Raw genomic sequence first — 20,433 nt, 5'->3', positions numbered from 1 at the left:
CGGGGCTTTTTAGATCTGTATCGCGAATACAGTGAATTACAGTTCGACGTTGTGCATACGCGCTTTTTCTTTGATATAAGCGATATAGCTGTTTGCACTCTTCTCAGTCTTCTTATCCTTCGCGGCTAATACAGCGCGGTTATAAGCTGACTTGTACTGTTTCAAACTTAAATGGGCTAGCGCCAATTCGAAGTTTGCTTCACCAGGATGTTCAATACCTAAAGAGATGGCTTTCTCAAGCACTGGAATCGCTTCAGAGTATTTCTCATTCAAGCTCAGTAAACGACCTTGTTTCAGGTACAGCTTGCCATCGTTATTGATAGCAGCCGCTTTTCCATAAAACTCAGCAGCTTCTTTGAACTCTTTCGCGTTTTGGTAGAAACCAGCCAAAATCTCATAAGATTTTGCATCTTCAGTGATGAGGCCCGACTTCATGTTCTTTTGGAATACTTTAGCAGCTTGATATGGCGCACCTTTCTGTGCCATCAGCTGAGCTAAACGAGTGATGTTAGCTCCAGAATCCAAGAAACCATTACGGTAAGCCAAATCATAAGTCGCTAGCGACTTATCATAGTCTTCTACCATCAGATAAAACTGTGCTAACTGAACCCATAATCTGCCATCATCCGGGAATAACGGCACCATGACTTCTAACACACCAACGGCTTTTTTATACTTCTTCTGGTTGAAGTAAGACGTCAGTTTCATCTGATACAGACCTTTATCAGGAGCTTCGGCGAGTGAAAGACCTTTATCAGCCACTTCAATCACTTTGTCCCACTGTTTCAGTTCTGTGTAAGCAATACCGATACGACGATACATTTGAGAGTCAGCCTTACAAGTGAAGTCCATCCACTTGTAATAGTAAGGAATCGCTTCCTTAAACTTCTTCTCTTGTAACAACAAGTCGGCATAGAGGCGCAGTGTTGCCGCGTGGTCTGTTCCACCTAAAATATCCGCTTCAACAGCTTGTTTCAGGTACTTGATCGCAGTATCCATCTTGCCTTTTTCGGCATAGAAGTTACCGAGCATACGCGCAACATACGCTTTATCGAAATCGTTCTTTGGGTTGGCTTCCAACAATACGGCAATCGCTTCATCAAGCTGGCCATTGGTGTAAGCTTCAAAGGATTTCTGAACCTTCTTGGCAGCACTTTCACCTACCGCTTTAGATTGGCGCTTATCGATTTCACATTTCTCAGCTGCAACAGCTGAAGAAACAGATAAGGCACCACCACAAAGAGACAGTAATAACGCAACTGCGATTTTATTTGCATTACGCATTGTTATTTGCCTCCTTTATCTAAAGTGAAGTCTAGTTGTACTGTCATGCCTGGTTGTTTAAGTGGCTTGCCATCAACAATCTTAGGCTTGTACTTCCACTTTTTCAGTGCACGAATTGCTTCTTTATCGAATAAACGTTTAGGTTCAGCTTGGATAACTTCAACGTCATCTACACCACCTAATTCGTTAATCGTAAAGCGTAATTGTACCCAACCTTCTTTACCGTCACGCGCCGCAGCAATTGGATATTGTGGTTCGATACGGACGATAGGTGTTGCATCACCGTCACGCGTCATCATATTACCCAATTTGAAACCACCGGCACTGTGACCACCGGCTTCAACCCCACCCATATTGAACGACATAGACGTATCAATATTTGATGAAGTGTCTGGTGGCGTAGTATCAGGCTTCTGTGGTTGCTCTGGTGGTGGTGGCGGCTTAGGCACTACCCTTGGCTTATTCTGTGCTTTTGCATCCTGTCTATCCATGGTGATTTCAATTACAGGGGTCTCGGCCGATGTTTCAGCGCGTTGCGCCCCACCACCGACCAAGAACGCCATAAAAGCGAACAGACCAAAAGTCACAGCAGCACCAATAATGATTGATACTAGTGCTCTTAGCATATTAATCGTTCCCCGCAGATACCGAAATCTTATCTATACCAGCCGCTTTGACTTGGTCTAGAACTTTAACAACTAAGCCGTGTTGCGTATCTTTGTCGGCCTGGATCAGCACAGCTGCTTCAGGCGCTTCAGCTAGCATACGCTCAACGTTTGCAGTTACACGCTCGATATCAACCTGACGGTTTTCCATCATGATCACGCCAGTTTTGCTGACGCCGATAAAGATGTTAGCCGAAGGCTTAGAAGTCGCTTGTGAAGCTTTTGGTTTGTTGTAGTCCAAACCAGATGGTTTCACGAATGACGTTGTTACAATGAAGAAGATCAGCATGATGAACACGATGTCGAGCATCGGTGTCATATCAATTTGCGCTTCCTCGTCTACACTGGAATGCTTTTTACGTGCCATGTTCAATCTCTCTCTAGTGGTGCGGCATGCTGTCTTTTAGCTTTTCTAAGCTGATTTTCATTTTGGCATCAAGGCGAGTACTGAAGAATACTCCCGATAATGCTGCAACCATCCCCGCCATAGTGGGCATTGTTGCCATTGAAATACCAGCCGCCATTAAACGAGCATTACTCGTCCCCTGAACTGCCATCACATCGAACACTGAAATCATACCGGTAACAGTACCTAACAAACCTATCATAGGACAAATCGCTACTAAGGTTTTAATGACCAGCATACGTGCATTCAAATCTTGCTTCGCTTGGGACAGCCAAGCTTCACGGATACGGTGTGCATACCAAGAGGTGGTTTCCTCTCTAGCATCCCATGCAGCTATGATTGCTTTATGTTGCTTTGGTGATATCCAATTAAGATACCAGTAACGCTCAAGCATCAATACCCACATTAAGAACAGCACAAACGCTACTAACCAGAGGACGTCGCCTCCGGAGGCCATGAAGCCCCTGACGGAATCCCATATGTCCATCAGGTGAATCATCATTAGTCAGCCCTCTTCTCAGCGTGCGCTGCGATGATACCAGCACTTTGCTCTTCCAGAACTTGCACGATTGACTTGCTACGAGCAACAACAACTGCGTGCATTAACATCAGAGGCAGAGCCGCAACCAGACCTTGAACTGTAGTGATCAGCGCCATAGAAATACCGCCAGCCATCAGTTTTGGATCGCCAGTACCGAACAATTGGATACTTTGGAAGGTTGCAATCATACCGGTTACTGTACCTAACAGACCCATCATAGGAGCGATAGCGGCCAGAACTTTGATGATTGAAATGCGAGACTCTAACGCAGGCGTTTCTTTCAGAATCGCTTCGTCAAGTTTCAGCTCTAATGTTTCAACGTCAACGTCTTTGTTCTCTTGATACACTTTCAGGATACGACCTAAGGCGTTGTTACCTGGCTTATCAATGTTCTTACGTTGGCTGTTCACACGAGCGCCGATGATAGTCATAGTCACTAAACGTTCGATAGAGATCAACAGACCTAATGCTAACAGAGCGATAATGATGTAACCGATTGTACCACCCGCTTCTAAACGATCTTCAAAGCTTGCTTTGTTAGTGAAGATGTTTAACAGAACGCCACGTGCTGGGTCGATGTAGAATGGCGCAGTACCAGAAGTAGTTTGTTCCCACTTACCTACTGCACTAACTTGGTAGCCTTCTGGCTGTTGTGATAACTCTTGAATTAAACCTAATTCAGGGTTGTAAACAACATACTTGCCATCAGCAGTTAAGTTGTAAGTACCAATACGGTGAATCGTGGTGTTTTTAACGCTACCGTCGATACCAGTTACAGAACCTTCGAATTTAACAACCTTACCAGATTGTGCCATTTCGAATAATTGTTCTTGCCAGAATTGCTCTAACTCTTCGATTTTTGGTAATTGCTTACGCGCACCTAAATCAGCGATGAACTTATCGCGATTTGGGTATTGAGCACTTACGTTTGAACTCGCTAATTTACCAGCGAAATCGCCCGCTTCACCTTTAACCACACCGAACATCTCACCCAAGTCACCTTGAGCAGTTTTCAGGTCTTCTTCTAACTGAGCAATTTTACGCTCGTTGTCTAAGAAAGCTTGGTTTAGGTCTTTACCACGTTGCTTTTCAGCCGCTAAAGCATCTTTTTCACGCTTTAACAGAGCCGCTTTATCGCCACGCTCAGCTTGGAACTCTTGTTCACGTTTGCTGTTAACTTTGCCTTCAGCAGCGCGATCAACTTTAACTTGCTGCAATAATTGATCGATGGTCTTAGGCGCATCAGCAGCGCTAGCCATACCAGCAGTTAAAGAAAAACTTGCAGCTAATACAGCTGTAGTAATTAACTTCTTCATTATTGTGCAGTCTCCGCAGCAGGAATTGGTAACGCGAATAGATCTAGAGCGCCTTGTTTACGGGCAATGCGGATACCTTTGGTCAGTTCACGCAAATAGCTGTCATCTAACTTATCCCAACCCTTAGATTCTGGGTTGTACATCCAGCCAGTCTTTTGATCTAAGCTCTGAGCATAAAGAGCTACGCGACCTAAGTTAAAGAAGTCTACTAATACTTCTTTACCGTCTAAGGTCAATTTACCTTGGTTAACTGCAACAGCACTACCGTATTCACGCTCGATGCTGTACGCATCCAGAATCAAACGGTATTTTTCAGCTAAAGTTACTTCAGCAGTGTTTAACAGTGTTTTTAACTCTTTAACGCGGTTAGCGCGAACTTCAGAGTTAAATGGCAGATCTAATTGAACGAACTGTTCTAAAGACTCAACCATTTTAAACATTAAAGGCACAACGCCCTGACGCAGTTTATCTACGCCGTTAATGTCAGTTTGAATCGCGTCCATCGTTTTTTGTTGGTCAGCGACTAAGCTGGCAACGTAATCGTTATAGGACTTCAGTGATTCACGCTCATCAGCAACAGAACCATACTCAAAAAGCATGTCTTGTGCTTGATCGAAATACTTATCAACATTCTTTTGCGACGCAGCAGCATCAGCATGGATCATACTATCCGCTTTTTGCACGTCGGTAAGAGGATCTGCAACTACTAAGTTGCTGCTCGCTAATGCCAGCACGCCAACAAGTGCAGTAGCGATTTTTGTTCTATTGCTTACCTTGGACATAGTTCCCAACCAATTTGAAGTGAATAAAAAAGTTAACTTAACAGCAACATCACTTTAAGCAAGACTTACTTTAGTAAATGCTTACTGTAAGTCCATCTTTCTCTTGTGATTCTTAGTTTTTTCTTCCCTTTCCTACGCCTTTACAGGCATAGACCCGCTGGCATCATTTCACAAAATGTTGACCTGTGTCAACATTCGGGACACGTAAAAACTAGTGTAAAGAAGTCTTAGTTATGAATTTTTTTACGAAAGGTGTTTTTTTAAACAAACTGAGTCAAAGGGAGTAAATGCAGTTGGTGAATATGAGAAAATTCAGCTTAAAAATATTTGACAGGTACTACTTTTATTGCCATTAAACTATCTGTAGGTATGCAGCTTTTAATGCCGAACTTAATTAAAAAGTGCGCCCAAGGATATTTCCCGAGCGCACCTAGATTTGACTAATACTCTGAATTAGAGAGCTAAATTAAAACTTCTGATTCAGGTTTAAGAACCAGCTACGTCCAAATAAACGATACGTACTTTCGTCTGTATTAGCATTGAAGCCTGTTTCAATATATGGAGGCTTTTCATTGAACAAGTTAGTCACACCAAGAGTAACTGTTGTATTAGTTTTAAATGCATAACTTGCAGTTAAATCATGATACATCACACTTGGGATCTTATAAGTTGGTAAGTAACCATACTCACCTAGTAAATCTGACTTGGTCCAGTAAGTTAGATCTTGATAAGTCATGCTAGAGATATAGTTAGTACGGTACGTTACAGTTAAATCATCAAGTTTGTACGCGGTCGTGAAGTTCCACTTGTCTTTAGCATAGCTAGTATCGTTAATAAACGTACCTGCTACATCACCAAAGCCATAGCTATATTCCACGGTGCCATCAGGCATTTCAGTTGTTTCGAAAGAGTTTTCGCCACGTTCAAGGAAATGCGTCCACACAAAATTGAAGCTGAAGTCACCAAAACCAGTTTCTAATGCATAATTAGCTTCAAAATCAACACCTTTTGCAGTCATGCGAGCTAAGTTTGTGTTACGAGCTTCGATATAATCAATCGATCCATCGGACTTACGATTAACGTTTTGGCATAAAGTATCCAAACCACCAATATAGCAAGCATCCAGAGAATCAATTGGATCGATTGCTGTAATAACGTTATCAATATCTACAGCCCAATAATCTAAAGTAAGGCCTAAACCTTCAATAAAGTCAGGAGAATAGGCAACCCCAACAGTGAAAGTATCACCTTCTTCAGGTTCTAACTCAGGGTTACCACCAACTTTAGCCAGTTGCTGTTGGTCATCGTTATTTAAGCCGCCAGCAGGAACTCCATCGGCCATACAACGCGCTTGAGCATCCGCAGTGAGATTTGACCAGTTGTTTATACGGCAAGGATCTGTACCTGCATTAAAGGAATCACCACCAGGTGAATAGAGGTTACTAATCGTAGGAGCACGGAATACTGTACCATATGTACTACGGGCAAGCAGACCATCGAAAATAGCCCACTCTAAACCAGCTTGGTAAGTTGTCGCACCACCGAAGGTATTGAAGTTATCATAACGAATACCTACAGGCATTTCTAAACGTTCAACACCTGGTAAACCTTCTAGCAATGGCACACGGAATTCAGCAAAAAGCGAGTTCACATAGAAAGAACCAGAAGTCCCCTGACCTTTGTTACCAGACACTTGGCCCATGTACTTTCCTGAATCCACTTGAGAAACTAATTTCTCAGAGCGATATTCATAACCAAAGCCACCACTTACAGAGCCAGCTGGCAAATCAAAAATGTCACCACCTAAGAATGCCGTAAATGTATCGAGAGTGTATTTAGAAGTATCGACTAAAGGAGAGGTAATGTAATCTAACATCTCCTGAGTAATACTACCAGCACCACCGAATAAGTTTAGAGAAACGCAGTCAGCAATTGGGTTATCAGCTGTACCGCAGACGATGTTTCCATTTGCATCCTCAAAAGATGGGCCAAGTGCCTTAGCTAAGTTAGGACCATACAATTGACCAAAGTCAGTGCTTTGGATTTGTTCAATACCATAGTTATAGTTTACATCTAAAGACCAAGTGTCGTTTAGAGCAATCTCAGTACCTATAACTTGCTGAGCACGAAGCACATCCTGCTCAAATGAACGACCACCTTCAATCATACGACGACGAGCTTGTCTTACATCTTCACCGAATGGGTTGTAATAGTTGTCTTTAGATACACCATTTGAAGCAATACCTGTCGTCGGGTTAATAACAGTGTAACCTGGATCTGTACCCGTGTTAAATGGAACTGCCGCTAATTCTTGGCGAGAATTACGTTTGTTTATGCGAGTTTCAGAATAAACAGTTACTGAATCATTTAGCTCTACACTACCATCAACGTAAAAGTTTATCTTTTCGTACGGTGTTTGTAAGTAGTTTACTGGATTATAGTTATAAGTATCTGTTGCACCAGAATACTTCCTCATATCACTTAATGTAGCAACGCCTGAACCCACATCACCATTATCGCGACAGGTACCATTTGTAAATGAACCTGATTGGCTAAAGAGGAAAAAGTTACCGCAAGGGATTATCGAACTACCAGCATCAAAAGCGTTCGCACCATCTCTTCCTGGTGGAATTAAGCCGTTTTGAGCAAAACTTTCTGGATCATCTATATTCCATGGATGTTGGAAAAAGTCGATATCAGTTACATCACCTTGATAAACTTCATCCTGCTTAACATAATCGAGGTTTACAACGAAATGACCAGAATCGAATTTCTTACCAGCTAATAAACTGAAGCTTGTTTGTTCACCAGCACTTACATCAAAGTTCTGCTTGGTCTGAGCATTAAACTCTACGCCATCAAAATCACGCTTAGTAATAATGTTAACTACACCAGCAACAGCATCTGCACCATAAGTAGCTGAGGCACCATCTTTCAGAATTTCAACACGCTCAATCATTGATGCAGGAATACCTTGCATATCTGATGAAACTGGACGGCGACCATTAATAAGCACCAACGTACGAGATGCTCCTAGGCCCCTTAATTCAACATATGCATCACCATTACCACCGTTGTTAGTAGTTGTCGCAATTGGTGAGCCAGACATAACAGATGTCGATTGTAAAAATTCACCAATATCCTGAACACCAAGACTTGCAATTTGTTCTGATGTGACAGTGGTTACTGGAGTTGCAGTTTCTAAGTCAGTTCTTTTAAGACGAGAACCTGTTACCTCAATACGTTCTACTTTATCAGCGCCGACTTCATCAGCAGCCATCACTAATGGCACGTTTAGCGCAGTTGCAGCTACGCCACCAATCAATGCGAAACGCACAGACTTGGCTAAAAAGTTATTCTTATGCATTGTCTATCTCCCTGGACATATTATGTCTTTATTATAATCCGCTTATTTAATAAGCAGTTTCAAACAGGAGTACCTCGAAAAACTACGGAGCACTCAGCAAAAACAATAAAATCACATATAAAACCTTTAATCAACATAAAATAAACAAATAAAACAAAATGAAGACAAGGTAATCATAAGAGAACTGAGGAAGCGTCGGTAAAAACAAAAACGCCAGTCATTGCTGACTGGCGTTTTTTGTTAACTTTTAGTTATCTAGTTTCTAGATAAACAGTTGAGGCTTAAAGCGTATAGCGGATACCAATGGCGATGCCGTCGTCTTCTGACAATGACATTCTTGCTTCTTGCGCTTGATCTGAGCTGGTAAAGTCGCTGTAATCTTTACGTGCTTCAACATACAGAACCGTGTTTGGATCCCAAACAAAGTGTAAACCTACGACTACAAACTGACGTTTGAACACATCGTTAGGATCGGCGTTAAAGTTGGGTTGAATAACATAGTCTTTACCTGCATCCAGAATGTTGTAAGACACAAATGGACGTAAACCGTTATCAAACTTGTAAGAAACTAAAGTTTCAACACCATAGGCATCTTTAATCAAGCGGCCAATGTTATCGGTATCATGGTTTTCTTCTTTGTGAACGTTGGCAGCAACATATAAGCCATCTTTATCGAAGTCGCCCCAAGTTGCGCCCACGCCGTAGATCAGATCAACAGCGGTTTTTTGATCGCCATTGCCATAAGCAATATCAAATTCACCGCGGTTAATACCCGCCATCAAGCTTAGCTTATCTGTCGCTTTGTAAGTTACAGAGCCGCCATAGGTGTAATCATAAGTGACTTGTTGTGCTTCTTTCTTACCTGCGTTCCATTCCACTTCACAGGCTTCTTCTGTGATGTTTTCAATATCACAGGTGTAGAAGCTGCTGTTTTTCAATTGCGCCTGAACCGCAAAACTCACATCACCAATGCTGTTACGGTATTGAACAACTTTGTCACCACGACCGACGCCGTTTACTGCACCGTCGTCTTTGTTAAAAGTGTAAACACCTGCCGCGTTACCATCCCATACAAAACCGTAGTTGGTGTTGTAAACCACGTCATACCAAGCACCCCATTGCTTACCAATAGTGATAGTGCCGTACTCATCATGGCTAATGCCCGCGTAACCTAAACGGTTGTAGAAGAACTCATCTTGTACAGATTCGAAGCGGTTGTTGTAGACAATGTCGCTGCTGCCAACAGGGTTCACACCCCATTCCAATTTAGCAAAGGCATTCCAACCGTGGGTTAACTCACGGCTGAAACCAAAATTAATTCGTGAAGCACCATTAACAACCTCAGTTTCACCTTGAGTGTTGATTACACGCGCATCGATAAAGCCACCTATTTCTACCGCATTTTTATCATCTTTGTAGATTTCGATTGCAGATACTGTTGGGGCGAGAAAGAGTGCTGCTAGCGCAGTTGCTACTAACGTTTTGTTCATTTGGTGATTAACCTTTTCGTTTATGTTTTATCAACGTCATTCCGTTGTTATATTTCCTTACAATTTCCCGGTGAGAGTAGCAAATTTTCATTACACTCTCCAAGCGAAACCTAAAGATTATGTAGAGAAACATCACAAAAACAGCGTGTTTAACCTCTATAAAACAGGTTAAAACACTACAAAGACCAGCAAACAAAACACAAAACACACAATGGAAACACTAAATTAACAACAGCTGATTCGACGTAATGCTGGTGTAATTTAGTTTCATTATTGAAAAAACAGGCTCTGCAATAGGGCCTATTTGCTTATCAATGTAGTACTGATAATCAATTGTAGACGATCTATGCGAAATGGGTTCAGGACCGTTTACAGTAATCACATAATCAATCTGTGCCCCTCGCTTGCCAAAGGATGACTTTCCTGTTAATTCACAAAGCTGGCGCGCGACTTTCACATGGGGAGAAGACTTAGCCGTGTATTCGTCTAAATTTCGGCGCATACGTTTACTAAACACTAACTCATCATCGCGCTTGCCCGCTTGAAGTTCGCCGATAACATCAGCCAAATAACCACTAATATCCCGTTGGTTAAACATGCGCTCATAGAGTTCAGCCTGCACCTTGCGGGCTAAGGGGCTCCAATCGCTACGAACCTGCTCCATTCCCTTAAAAGTGATTTCTAACGCTCCGCTATGGTTACGCCAAGCTCCAACATAGCGCTTTTTACTCCCCTCCTCCGAGCCCCGCAGGGTCGGCATAAAAAACTGTTCGTAGTGGCGCTCAAATTGCAGCTCGAGAAAACTTTCTAGCTGAAACTCCTGCGCAATTTTACTTTGCCATTGCTGATTCATTCGCGCGGCAATCAGCTTACCTAAGGCATTAATATCACTGAGATCGGGTTCTGGGCCTAAATAGACGAAGGTGGAGTCCGTATCCCCATAAATGACTTGGTAGCCCATCTCCTCAATCCACGCGCGGGTTTGTTTCATAATTTGATGACCGCGCATGGTGATGGAGCTTGCCAGTTTCGCATCGTGGAACACACAGCCTTGGGAGCCTAAAACCCCATATAGCGAATTCATAATGATTTTAATCGCTTGCGATAAAGGCGCATTCGCCTCCCGCTTAGCTTTCTCACGTTGCTCTGAGAGATTTTGGATGAGTTTGGGCAGAATAGGTTGATGCCGATTAAAACGCGCGCCCAAAAAACCCGGAACAGTTTCAGGCTCATCTAATGCAGACCCCTCCTCGTTATCCAAACCTTCAATCAACCCCTTAGGATCAATCAAAAAAGTTCGGATAATCGATGGATAAAGGCTTTTAAAGTCAAACACTAAAATATGCTGATAAAAACCAGGAACAGAATCCATGACATAACCGCCAGGGCTTTCAATCCCTTGACTGGCAGGCTCAGCGGGCGCGACGAAACCCGCCCTATGTAAATGCGGTAGATACAAGTGGTTGAATGCGGCGACCGAGGCGCCTACCCGCCCCAGTTCTAACCCCGTTAACTCGGCGCGAGCGAGGGCAAAATCCCACAATTGCGTATGTTCAAAGATATCCCAAACTAAGCGACTATCGGTCAGGTTATAGTGAGCAAGCCCTTGTTTATTTTCGGCAAATAATCCATCAATCTCTTGGGCTCGATTTTCCACATCATGAATCGCTTTGCCTTCACCGAGTAAAGCTTGGGCGACAAACTCTAAGGAGAAACGCTCAAATTGATAAAAGGCCGCCTTTAACCAGTCGATACCATCGAGCACCACTCGCCCTGGCAAACTTAAGGTTTCTGGCCGAAATTTATTCTCAACCTTCCACTCAAGGAGCGCGCCACCTCGACCAATACGCAGCGGGATCCGGTGCAGCAACGCACGCCGATATAGCAGGGCTAAGTCAAAAGTCACCACCGACCAACCAATGATCACATCGGGATCAAACTCAGTAAACCAAGCGATGAGACGATGGATAAGCGCTGCCTCATCGTTCACCCATTCGATATAGATTGCAGCATCTGGCTGCGCCTCGCCCACCATAATGACTTTTTCATAGGGCTGAGATTGCGCATCGCGTCCATAAAGGGCCACGGAATAGAGTAAACCGTCAAAACTGCATTCAAAATCGAGGGAGATTGAGCGCAGTTTAATTGCAGGCTGCGGCGCAACCGCTTTGGCGCGTATAGCGCTAAAAACAGGCAACTGTCCATCTATGCCTGCTTTGCCGACAAAATGCCCTAAAAATGCCACATCGAGCGCCACAAAACGCTCGATTAAAAAACGCTGTTCGGGACGAATATCCGCCTCAAATAAAGGAATTCCCGCATCAGTCGCTATCCGCTGCAAGTGACGAAACACACTACTCGATGGAGCATAAATTGCCGCCACGCTTTGTCTTTTAAAGCTTTTAAGGGCAAGCGGCACAACGCGCAGCGCCAGCCCCGGCGTTTGTAATTGCAATGCCGCCATATCGCTTTGATGACAAAAACAAATGTACTCAGAGTCAGGTAACTCCACCAGCACAGGGCCTGAAACGGTGGCGAGATAATACTGCAGCACAAGCGTTGCACCGTGTGTAATAGCATGGCGCGTGAGGACGCGTCCCTGTACACTCACAGGCGCAGCCGTGTCATGCGTCAGACTCTCGGGGGGATTCAACTGCGGTTTCACTCTAAGGCTCTCGCTGTTTATTGATTCTCGGGACACAGAATAAAATTGCCACAAAATGGCAGAAAAGTTTCTTAGGCTATGCAATCACTGTTATTATGTACAGCATTAATTCGATAAAGTAGTGCCGCATGTTACCTGACAACGTAAAAAACCAGATCCGCGCTATCTATAAAGATATTGCCGCCGCTTTGCCTAATTTTAGGCCACGCCGCGAGCAAAATTTTATGGTGGCAGAAATCTCTAAGACCCTAGCTGGCGACTATGACAAAGATAGACGCATCATAGTGGTCGAAGCGGGTACGGGGATTGGTAAATCATTGTCTTATATCTTGGGCACGATCCCGCTTGCGCTCGCGAGTAAGAAAAAGGTCTGTATCGCCACGGCAACCGTGGCACTGCAAGAGCAGTTACTGCACAAAGACTTACCGTTTTTTCTCGAACAATCAGGGCTAAACTTTCGCTTCGGTCTGGTTAAAGGGCGCCAGCGTTATGTCTGTTTGTCCAAGCTTGCAATGTTAATCGGCGATGATAACAGTACCCAAATGACCATGTGGCAAACAAAGCCCGATAACAGCCAAATTGCCATGTTGCAGGAGCTGCTAAGCGACTTTAATGAAGGCCGTTGGAACGGTGAAATCGACACACTATCGACACCAATACCGGACCATCTCTGGCAACAAATCGCCTGCGATAAACACAGTTGTCATCGGCAACTCGCCAGTCATCGTAATTGCCCGTTTCACAAAGCCCGCGAGGATGTGGACACTTGGGATGTACTGATCGCCAACCACAGTTTGCTGTTCGCCGACTTGGAGCTGGGGGGCGGGGTGATTTTGCCCGATCCCGAAGACGTATTTTATGTCATTGACGAAGCTCACCACTTACCTATCGTCGCCCGGGACTTTTCTAGCGCACAGGCAACGCTTAGAGGCGCCGCCGACTGGCTCGAAAAAGTCGGTAAGACCAGCGCCAAGTTACAAAATCAGATAAAGAGCAACAATATCATCGCCCCAGCGCAGGCGATGCAGGATCATATCGGAGACTTAATCGCTCAGCTCAATCAAGTCGCCCACTTCTGTGATACCCAGACCAAGCAGTTTGCTAATCCTGAGAGCCGCTATCGGTTCGAACACGGCAAATTGCCCGATGCACTGAAAATCCCCGCCGAGAATCTCGCGGCCACCTCCAATCTCGCCCTTAAACAATTTAACAAGATGCAGTTATTGCTGGCCGAGGCGATAAAAGATGGCGACATTCCTAAGCACCAAGCGGAAGCGCTACAGGCCGAAATGGGCTTTATGTTGCAGCGACTCGAAAACCTGCAAAAGCTCTGGAAAATGATGGCAAAGGAAGATTCGACTAAAGGCGCGCCCCTCGCCCGCTGGATTGAATTGCTCACGGGCAAACAGGTCGATTATCTGTTTAGCGCCTCGCCGATTGAAGTGGGTTTTATGCTCGAATCTATGCTGTGGCAAAAGGCGGCTGGCGTCGTACTGTGCAGCGCAACCCTGAGAGCGCTGAATAACTTCGACCATTTCGCCCATCAAGTGGGATTATCGGTAAAGGACGGCAGTCGTTATCTCGCCCTGCAATCCCCCTTCGATTATCCGAATAACGCCACGCTCTACTTACCTAAGATGAAAACCGAGCCGACGGACGATGCCTATACCGCTGAGCTTGCTGAGCATATTCTAGAGTTGATTGACGGCGAAATGGCCACCTTAGTGTTGTTTGCATCTTATTGGCAAATGGAGAAAGTGGCCGAATTGCTTGAGGGCAAACTCACGCAGGAAATCCTTATTCAAGGTAATGCCCCGCGCCAGCAATTGCTTGAGACCCACAAAGCCAAGTGTGACAAAGGTGAGCCGAGTATTTTGTTCGGCACGGGCAGTTTTTCTGAAGGTCTAGACTTACCCGGAGATTATCTCACCAACCTCATCGTCACTAAGCTGCCCTTTGCGGTGCCGACATCGCCCGTTGAGCAAGCCCATGCCGAGTATGTGAAAATAAAGGGCGGAAATCCGTTTCTGCAACTTACCATTCCAGATGCATCGCGAAAGCTTATCCAAAGTTGTGGTAGATTACTGCGTAAAGAGCAGGATTATGGCCGAGTCACTATCCTTGATAGACGATTAGTGACCAAACGTTACGGCAAATCCTTGCTAGACGCTCTGCCCCCCTTTAGACGAGTCATTGAGTAGGATTAAGATTTGGAGTTGTTACTCGAGCCCAGTAACTGGGCCCTGTTGGCTGTCATTGGCTTAATTGCAGGTTTTATCGATGCCGTAGTCGGTGGTGGAGGCCTGCTCTCCATTCCTGCCCTGCTCACCCTCGGGATCCCGCCCCATACCGCCTTAGGTACCAATAAATTTGCCGCCAGTTTTGGCTCCTCCATGGCGGCTTGGACCTATTATCGACAACATCTGCTCAAACCCAGTTTTTGGTATATGGCGTTTATCGCCACCTTTATTGGTGCAGTACTCGGCAGTGTGTTGGTGTACCTGTTAAATGCCCAGTGGCTTGAAAAAGCCTTACCACTGCTCATTATTGGCATCGCGATATACAGCTTGGTGAGCCCAAATGCCATCTCGGATACCGATTGTCAGGCACCAACAAAAGCCCAATCTAAACTCAAACAAAGTCTGCAAGGGCTCCTGCTGGGTGGTTATGATGGTTTTGCCGGCCCTGGCATTGGTGCCTTTTGGACTGTGAGTTCAGGCGCTTTATACAAACTACCACTGTTGCATAGCTGCGCGCTTGCCAGAGCCATGACTTTTACCAGTAACTTAACGGCGCTGGCAATCTTTGGCTTTCTAGGGCAAGTCCATTGGCAAATCGGTCTGTGGATGGGGTTATCTATGATGCTCGGCTCCTTTATCGGTGCCCGCTGCGCGATAAAATTTGGTATGCCTTTTATTCGGCCTTTGTTTATATTAATTGTCCTGTCAATTGCCGCTAATCTGGCGTGGAGCGCATGGTTTTGAACACTTCGCAGCTAATCAGCACGTTGAAAAATCAGCTCACAACACTCGAGCAAGAGGTACTGCAACATGATAGTCATCTTGCGCCGAGCCAGCGTAAACTTCTGCAGGATATTGAGCGCTTTAATCAGTCGCTGTTTATTCAAAATGGCGCCCAACTGATGCCCTGCATTGAACAAATACGTAATAGTATCGGTCAGTTAGAGAAACAGATCGCCCTAAAACTCGCGCCGCAAACCATCGCCCTAAGCTGTGAACGTATTCAAGACCGTTTTACCGCGGTTAAACGGGCGCTACTGACAACCTCAATCGATATAAAGTCTAAAAATCAACAACGTGCCAGTAAACGTGCGCGTTTTGCCCAACAACAGACCCAATCGCACCAAGCCAGTGGGTTTGCTTGGATTGCCAGCAATGTGTTACAAAATAGCCACGAAATCTATGCCGAACTGAATAAGCATCTGAATTGGGCTAAGAAATTTGAACAAAAAATTGCAGAAATGGAATCAAAACTTGAAAACTGTCATAGTGCTGACAAAATCCGTTTGCAAAATGACATCCTTTTGATGCATCGTCGTTTGGGTAAATGCAGGCAAGCCATCAGTTATATCGAAGATCGCATTCAAGCATTCGAACGTCCGCATCAGAGTCATAATCGTTAAGGAGCAACAATGAAATCACTTTTGCCAATCAGCAGCCTGCTAGTGCTACTCGGCTCTGCCTCAGCCTTTGCCGCAGATCTGAATATCCCTATGTCCTTCGAATACCTTGCCCTCGACGGCAAAAAAGTCGAGTCCAGCGTATTCAACCATAAAAGCAGCTTAGAGTTGGCGCCCGGCACTCACAAAATCGCGATCCGTTACCATGAGATGGTTGAAGACGATTTCAGTGACAGCCAAACCTTCGTTAAGTCATCCCCTTTTATCGTGACCTTAGAAGTGGACGGCGATCATCAATATTATTTGCAAGCCGCTGAGGGCAAGGTCGTTAAAAAGCCTAAAACCTTCGCTCAAAATCCTCAGGTCGTATTAACCCGCTCTGACAAAGGTCAGGTGAATTACAAAGTGACAAACACCGACATTGAAGAAGAGAGCTTTGTCTCCCGTCTCTTTAGCGGTAACCAAGCGGTAGATGTGTCAGGCACTGCAGCCGCAGCAACGGGCGCAGCAGGCACAGCGGCGGTTGTTGCCACACCAGCCCCCACTTCTGCCCAGGCAGCTGTGAACGCCACCTCATTAACCGCTCCGGTTGATACTTCTAAAGCGGCTGGCGCGAATCCACAACAGATGTTGCAATACTGGTGGTTACAAGCCGATGAGAAAACACGTAAAGAGTTTATGAGCTGGGCTATTTCACAACTCTAATCAAGATGATCCCATTGGTTTATCACGCCAGCTACTCCAAGCTGGCGTTACCCTCTCACCACCGCTTTCCCACGACCAAATACGCACGTCTTTATCAGTATCTGCTCGATAATCAACTGGCTGTTCCGGCTCAATTCCATACTCCCTCGCCGATGACGGCAGAAGATGTAATGCAGGTGCATCAGCAAGATTATGTCGAACAATTTATCCAAGGCAGCTTAGCCAGTACGGCCTTAAGACGTATAGGCTTTCCATGGAGTGAAGCCTTGGTCGAGCGCACTTTGCACTCAATATCGGGGACGAGTATGACCGCACATTTAGCCTTGCAATCGGGTATCGCCCTTCACTTAACGGGCGGTTATCACCATGCACACTATGACTTTGGCAGCGGCTACTGTATTTTCAACGACTTGATTATCGCCGCCCGCAAACTGATGGCCGAGCAGCAATTACATAAGGTACTGATTTTTGACTGTGACGTGCATCAAGGTGATGGCACAGCCACCCTCAGCCACAGGCATCAAGGCATTATCAGTTGCTCCATCCACTGCAAAGAGAATTTTCCCAGTCGTAAACAGCAGTCACACTATGATATTGAACTGACGAAAGGTGCAGATGACAGCGCTTATCAGGAAACCGTCGAACAGACTCTTGAGTTGCTGATTCGACTCCATCAACCGGATTTCATCCTGTATGACGCTGGCGTCGATATTCATCAAGATGATGACTTAGGGCACCTAAAGATCAGCAAGCAGGGATTATATCAACGTGATTTAACTGTGTTATCTATGGCAAAAGCAGCAAATATTCCTGTTGCAGCGGTAATTGGCGGCGGCTACAGCCGAGACGAACTACAATTAAGCCAAAGACATAGCCAACTTTTTATTGCAGCCAACCATTTGTGGTAGCAAACTCAATAAAAATCATCATGGAGCACAGCGATGCAACTCGAAATCCGTAACTATTACGAAGTTCTCTTAATGGAAATGTTATCCGATGAAGGCCTGATGGATGAATTGCCGGAGGATTATTTAGCCGATCTCTGCTGTGTGACACTCAATCAACTGCCCGTGCGCTATATTCGTCACCTAGTCGACACCTATTTCTTTGAAGATTACAACGAGTTGCAAGAACTTAAACGAGAGATCCAAGCCGCATTAGAGAAATCACGCGCCTTTCTTAAACAGAATCTACAAAAAAGAATGCAGCAGGAAGAATCAGACAGCTAAGTCGTATGGTATTGGTATCGCTATATCAATTTACAACAAGCTTTTACGAGTAAATTTAGCAGTGTTGCTAAATGCTAAGTAAAGCAGTTATTACTAATCGTAGAGTTAAAGATAAAGAAGATTGGAAAATGATGGGAGATTTGGAGGTTCCCCTAGAGCCGACACCCCGGCACACGAGTCGCTTGCTGCGGTTGCTCCCTTCCGGGCCTGGCCGAGTTCACAAGTTATCATTGCGGGGGGACCCTAGGGTCACCATAACTTCGAGTGTATCACTTGGTGGATGATCACCGAACGACGCGGATTATCCCCCATGGCTCCTATGGGATCAAGTGCTAATCCGTCCGTTTGGCAAATATCCGGTTTAACTGGACAATCTATAGGCAAACTAGCTAAGTGAAAATGATAAAAGCCTGCTAATGCAGGCTTTTTCTTATAAGGGCTCCAGCACCAAGAATCAGGATGCGCCTTATCCCTAGAGCTTAATCATATGACGATTTTGCTCAATCAGCTTAGCGCCAATACCAGAGACATTGGCCAACTCATCAATGGCCTTAAATTTACCATTCTGCGTTCGATAGTCTATGATGGCCTGCGCCTTGGCCGCCCCAATGCCCTTGAGCATTTGTAACTGCTCAGACGAGGCGGTATTGATATTCACCTGAGCCGAATCAGGCATGGCTTGCTTAGCATCCATTGCCGTACTTTTAGCATCGGTCTTAGCTTGAGTTTGTACTTTACTGGCTTCTTTAACGGGATCGGCCGCCATCGCAGGTAGTGCAAACAGGGCTGAAAAGACAATGGCGCTCACCATTGCGGGTAAACGGTGTGTTACTTTCATAATGCTTCCTCTCTCCTTGAAATTCGGCCTTTCGTCCTACTTCCGTGGCCGTCAATCAAACATAGACGAAGCTTTTATGAATTTCCAAACGGCTCAAAACAAATATTGCGAATCGCTAACATAACCCATTCTTTGCAGATAGCGTTGTTGATGATGTGGCACATTGCGTCGTGCCATAAAACAAAAAGGATGCCAAAGGACATCCTTTCACTAAACCTCACAGAGCCTTATGCCAGCATGGCCAAGGCTTGGTTTAAATCCTCGATGATATCGTCACAATCCTCTAAACCGATTGAGATCCGCAGTAAATTATCACTTATCCCCGCGGCCTGGCGCGCCTCTGGCGTGTAGGGCGAATGGGTCATGGAAGCTGGGTGCTGAATAAGGGATTCCGCATCCCCCAAACTTACGGCGATTGAAAACAGCTTAAGGTAACCCACAAAAGCCATGGCTTGTTCAAGAGAGGCGGCTAACTCAAAGGCAATCACGCCACCAGCTCTCGCCATCTGTCCACCGATAAATCGATGCCCTGAATGGGATTTAAGCCCGGGATAATACACCCGAGTCACAGCAGGATGTTGCTCCAAAAACTCGGCGACACGCTGGGCACTGTCACAATGGCGCTGCAAACGCACATCTAAGGTTTTCAGCCCGCGCAAAATCAGCCAAGCATCGTGGGGAGACATGACGGCACCGATATCTTTTAGGATTTCATATTTCACTCTGTGCAGCTGCTCTTCACTGCCACACACGACCCCGGCAATCACATCGCCGTGTCCATTCAAATACTTAGTCGCACTGTGTACCACTAAATCGATGCCGAATGCCAAGGGTTGCTGTAGCAGCGGCGTCATAAAAGTATTATCGACAATACTGACAAGCTGATGCCGTTTCGCAATATCGGCGATACCTTTAAGATCAAACACCTGTAGATGAGGATTAACCGGAGTTTCGCAAAAAACCACCCTAGTGTTGGCTTTGATAGCCCGCTCAATGGCCGCTAAATCGGTAAAATCGACTAAGGTGACTTCGATACCGAAGCGGGCAAATTGGCTGGTCATAAGGGCAAAAGTGCAGCCATAAACAGCATTGGAAGCCACTAAATGATCGCCCATCTGGAGGTTAGCCAACAGCGCCGCCGACACCGCCCCCATACCTGAAGCAGTTGCCGCCGCCGCTTCTGCCCCTTCTAAAATCGCCATTTTACGTTCCAGCTCGGCAACTGTCGGGTTACCTAGGCGAGTATAAATGTAACCGGGTTCGTTGCCAGCGAATCGCTCACCACCTTGCTGCGCCGACTCAAAGACAAAGGTCGCCGTTTGATAAAGTGGCGTCACTAAAGTACCAAAGGCTTCGCGCTCATGCCCGGCATGAATGGCTTGGGTTGCGGCTTTCCACTGCTTGCTTGATTCATCTTGCATTGCTCACTCCTTGTTGTCGCAGAGCCTCATTCGCTTGTTGTTTCATTGTTCGTTTTAATGAGGCCATGCTTAGGGTCTTGATAA

General features: G+C 45.4%; 17 protein-coding genes and 1 other RNA gene. 6 read left to right on the top strand and 12 right to left on the bottom strand.

Annotated elements, in window-relative coordinates; genetic code table 11:
* Positions 1 to 36 precede the first annotated feature (36 nt).
* The 9 genes from M0415_RS02655 to M0415_RS02615 form a co-directional block, all read right to left on the bottom strand.
* Positions 37 to 1,284, bottom strand: coding sequence for a tetratricopeptide repeat protein (locus M0415_RS02655; protein ID WP_011717516.1), 1,248 nt, complete (start codon positions 1,282 to 1,284; stop codon positions 37 to 39).
* A 2-nt stretch (positions 1,285 to 1,286) separates the two neighbouring features.
* Positions 1,287 to 1,910, bottom strand: a complete 624-nt coding sequence (locus M0415_RS02650; RefSeq protein WP_011717517.1) for an energy transducer TonB — start codon at positions 1,908 to 1,910, stop codon at positions 1,287 to 1,289.
* Position 1,911: 1 nt separating this feature from the next.
* Positions 1,912 to 2,316 carry an ExbD/TolR family protein gene (locus tag M0415_RS02645; RefSeq protein ID WP_011623215.1) on the bottom strand — a complete coding sequence of 135 codons (405 nt, stop codon included), beginning with the start codon at positions 2,314 to 2,316 and terminating at the stop codon, positions 1,912 to 1,914.
* A 13-nt stretch (positions 2,317 to 2,329) separates the two neighbouring features.
* Positions 2,330 to 2,857 (bottom strand): MotA/TolQ/ExbB proton channel family protein, encoded by a 528-nt coding sequence (locus M0415_RS02640; protein ID WP_011626575.1) that lies wholly within the window; start codon positions 2,855 to 2,857, stop codon positions 2,330 to 2,332.
* The gene (locus tag M0415_RS02635) at positions 2,857 to 4,212 is read right to left on the bottom strand and encodes a MotA/TolQ/ExbB proton channel family protein (protein WP_011717518.1); all 1,356 of its coding nucleotides are present in this window, start codon (positions 4,210 to 4,212) and stop codon (positions 2,857 to 2,859) included. Before M0415_RS02635 ends, M0415_RS02640 begins: the two co-directional genes overlap by 1 nt.
* Complete coding sequence (locus M0415_RS02630; protein ID WP_011717519.1) at positions 4,212 to 4,994, bottom strand: DUF3450 domain-containing protein; 783 nt, start codon at positions 4,992 to 4,994, stop codon at positions 4,212 to 4,214. Before M0415_RS02630 ends, M0415_RS02635 begins: the two co-directional genes overlap by 1 nt.
* A 466-nt stretch (positions 4,995 to 5,460) precedes the next feature.
* On the bottom strand, positions 5,461 to 8,361 hold the full coding sequence (locus M0415_RS02625; RefSeq protein WP_088210761.1) for a TonB-dependent receptor domain-containing protein: 2,901 nt from the start codon (positions 8,359 to 8,361) through the stop codon (positions 5,461 to 5,463).
* Positions 8,362 to 8,642: 281 nt separating this feature from the next.
* Positions 8,643 to 9,851, bottom strand: coding sequence for a porin (locus M0415_RS02620; RefSeq protein WP_220056019.1), 1,209 nt, complete (start codon positions 9,849 to 9,851; stop codon positions 8,643 to 8,645).
* Between the two features lie 220 nt (positions 9,852 to 10,071).
* Positions 10,072 to 12,504 carry a DNA polymerase II gene (locus M0415_RS02615; protein WP_249556609.1) on the bottom strand — a complete coding sequence of 811 codons (2,433 nt, stop codon included), beginning with the start codon at positions 12,502 to 12,504 and terminating at the stop codon, positions 10,072 to 10,074.
* Positions 12,505 to 12,644: 140 nt separating this feature from the next.
* On the opposite strand from M0415_RS02615, the gene dinG reads away from it, so the two are divergent.
* The 6 genes from dinG to M0415_RS02585 are packed head-to-tail and all read left to right on the top strand — an operon-like array spanning position 12,645 to position 18,090.
* Positions 12,645 to 14,717 (top strand): ATP-dependent DNA helicase DinG, encoded by a 2,073-nt coding sequence (gene dinG / locus M0415_RS02610; RefSeq protein ID WP_249555780.1) that lies wholly within the window; start codon positions 12,645 to 12,647, stop codon positions 14,715 to 14,717.
* 9 nt (positions 14,718 to 14,726) lie between these two features.
* A complete protein-coding gene (locus M0415_RS02605; protein ID WP_249555781.1) occupies positions 14,727 to 15,500 on the top strand; it encodes a sulfite exporter TauE/SafE family protein in 774 nt (257 codons plus the stop codon).
* The gene (locus M0415_RS02600) at positions 15,491 to 16,159 is read left to right on the top strand and encodes a primosomal replication protein (protein WP_176370290.1); all 669 of its coding nucleotides are present in this window, start codon (positions 15,491 to 15,493) and stop codon (positions 16,157 to 16,159) included. Before M0415_RS02605 ends, M0415_RS02600 begins: the two co-directional genes overlap by 10 nt.
* 9 nt (positions 16,160 to 16,168) lie before the next feature.
* Positions 16,169 to 16,861, top strand: coding sequence for a DUF2057 domain-containing protein (locus M0415_RS02595; RefSeq protein ID WP_089067509.1), 693 nt, complete (start codon positions 16,169 to 16,171; stop codon positions 16,859 to 16,861).
* A gap of 5 nt (positions 16,862 to 16,866) precedes the next feature.
* On the top strand, positions 16,867 to 17,769 hold the full coding sequence (locus tag M0415_RS02590; protein ID WP_249555782.1) for a histone deacetylase family protein: 903 nt from the start codon (positions 16,867 to 16,869) through the stop codon (positions 17,767 to 17,769).
* Between the two features lie 33 nt (positions 17,770 to 17,802).
* Positions 17,803 to 18,090 carry a late competence development ComFB family protein gene (locus M0415_RS02585; protein WP_249555783.1) on the top strand — a complete coding sequence of 96 codons (288 nt, stop codon included), beginning with the start codon at positions 17,803 to 17,805 and terminating at the stop codon, positions 18,088 to 18,090.
* A 149-nt stretch (positions 18,091 to 18,239) separates the two neighbouring features.
* On the opposite strand, the gene ffs is transcribed toward M0415_RS02585, so the two are convergent.
* The 3 genes from ffs to megL form a co-directional block, all read right to left on the bottom strand.
* An RNA gene (gene ffs, locus M0415_RS02580) (signal recognition particle sRNA small type) lies at positions 18,240 to 18,337 on the bottom strand.
* A gap of 225 nt (positions 18,338 to 18,562) precedes the next feature.
* Complete coding sequence (locus M0415_RS02575; RefSeq protein ID WP_249555784.1) at positions 18,563 to 18,928, bottom strand: ComEA family DNA-binding protein; 366 nt, start codon at positions 18,926 to 18,928, stop codon at positions 18,563 to 18,565.
* A 227-nt stretch (positions 18,929 to 19,155) separates the two neighbouring features.
* On the bottom strand, positions 19,156 to 20,349 hold the full coding sequence (gene megL, locus M0415_RS02570; RefSeq protein WP_249555785.1) for a methionine gamma-lyase: 1,194 nt from the start codon (positions 20,347 to 20,349) through the stop codon (positions 19,156 to 19,158).
* Positions 20,350 to 20,433 lie beyond the last annotated feature (84 nt).

This window comes from Shewanella sp. 10B (assembly GCF_023475885.1).
In the GTDB taxonomy this organism is placed as follows: domain Bacteria; phylum Pseudomonadota; class Gammaproteobacteria; order Enterobacterales; family Shewanellaceae; genus Shewanella; species Shewanella mangrovisoli.
The sequence above is the reverse complement of the archived record's forward strand: the minus strand, read 5'-3'. Positions and strand labels throughout refer to the sequence as shown.

Coding starts and splice junctions, on each gene's coding strand:
- M0415_RS02585 (WP_249555783.1), top strand. CDS start 17,803: ATGCAACTCGAAATCCGTAACTATTACGAAGTTCTCTTAATGGAAATG.
- M0415_RS02590 (WP_249555782.1), top strand. CDS start 16,867: ATGATCCCATTGGTTTATCACGCCAGCTACTCCAAGCTGGCGTTACCC.
- M0415_RS02630 (WP_011717519.1), bottom strand. CDS start 4,994: ATGTCCAAGGTAAGCAATAGAACAAAAATCGCTACTGCACTTGTTGGC.
- M0415_RS02645 (WP_011623215.1), bottom strand. CDS start 2,316: ATGGCACGTAAAAAGCATTCCAGTGTAGACGAGGAAGCGCAAATTGAT.
- megL (WP_249555785.1), bottom strand. CDS start 20,349: ATGCAAGATGAATCAAGCAAGCAGTGGAAAGCCGCAACCCAAGCCATT.
- M0415_RS02600 (WP_176370290.1), top strand. CDS start 15,491: ATGGTTTTGAACACTTCGCAGCTAATCAGCACGTTGAAAAATCAGCTC.
- M0415_RS02575 (WP_249555784.1), bottom strand. CDS start 18,928: ATGAAAGTAACACACCGTTTACCCGCAATGGTGAGCGCCATTGTCTTT.
- M0415_RS02595 (WP_089067509.1), top strand. CDS start 16,169: ATGAAATCACTTTTGCCAATCAGCAGCCTGCTAGTGCTACTCGGCTCT.
- M0415_RS02635 (WP_011717518.1), bottom strand. CDS start 4,212: ATGAAGAAGTTAATTACTACAGCTGTATTAGCTGCAAGTTTTTCTTTA.
- M0415_RS02625 (WP_088210761.1), bottom strand. CDS start 8,361: ATGCATAAGAATAACTTTTTAGCCAAGTCTGTGCGTTTCGCATTGATT.
- M0415_RS02655 (WP_011717516.1), bottom strand. CDS start 1,284: ATGCGTAATGCAAATAAAATCGCAGTTGCGTTATTACTGTCTCTTTGT.
- M0415_RS02620 (WP_220056019.1), bottom strand. CDS start 9,851: ATGAACAAAACGTTAGTAGCAACTGCGCTAGCAGCACTCTTTCTCGCC.
- M0415_RS02650 (WP_011717517.1), bottom strand. CDS start 1,910: ATGCTAAGAGCACTAGTATCAATCATTATTGGTGCTGCTGTGACTTTT.
- dinG (WP_249555780.1), top strand. CDS start 12,645: ATGTTACCTGACAACGTAAAAAACCAGATCCGCGCTATCTATAAAGAT.
- M0415_RS02640 (WP_011626575.1), bottom strand. CDS start 2,857: ATGATGATTCACCTGATGGACATATGGGATTCCGTCAGGGGCTTCATG.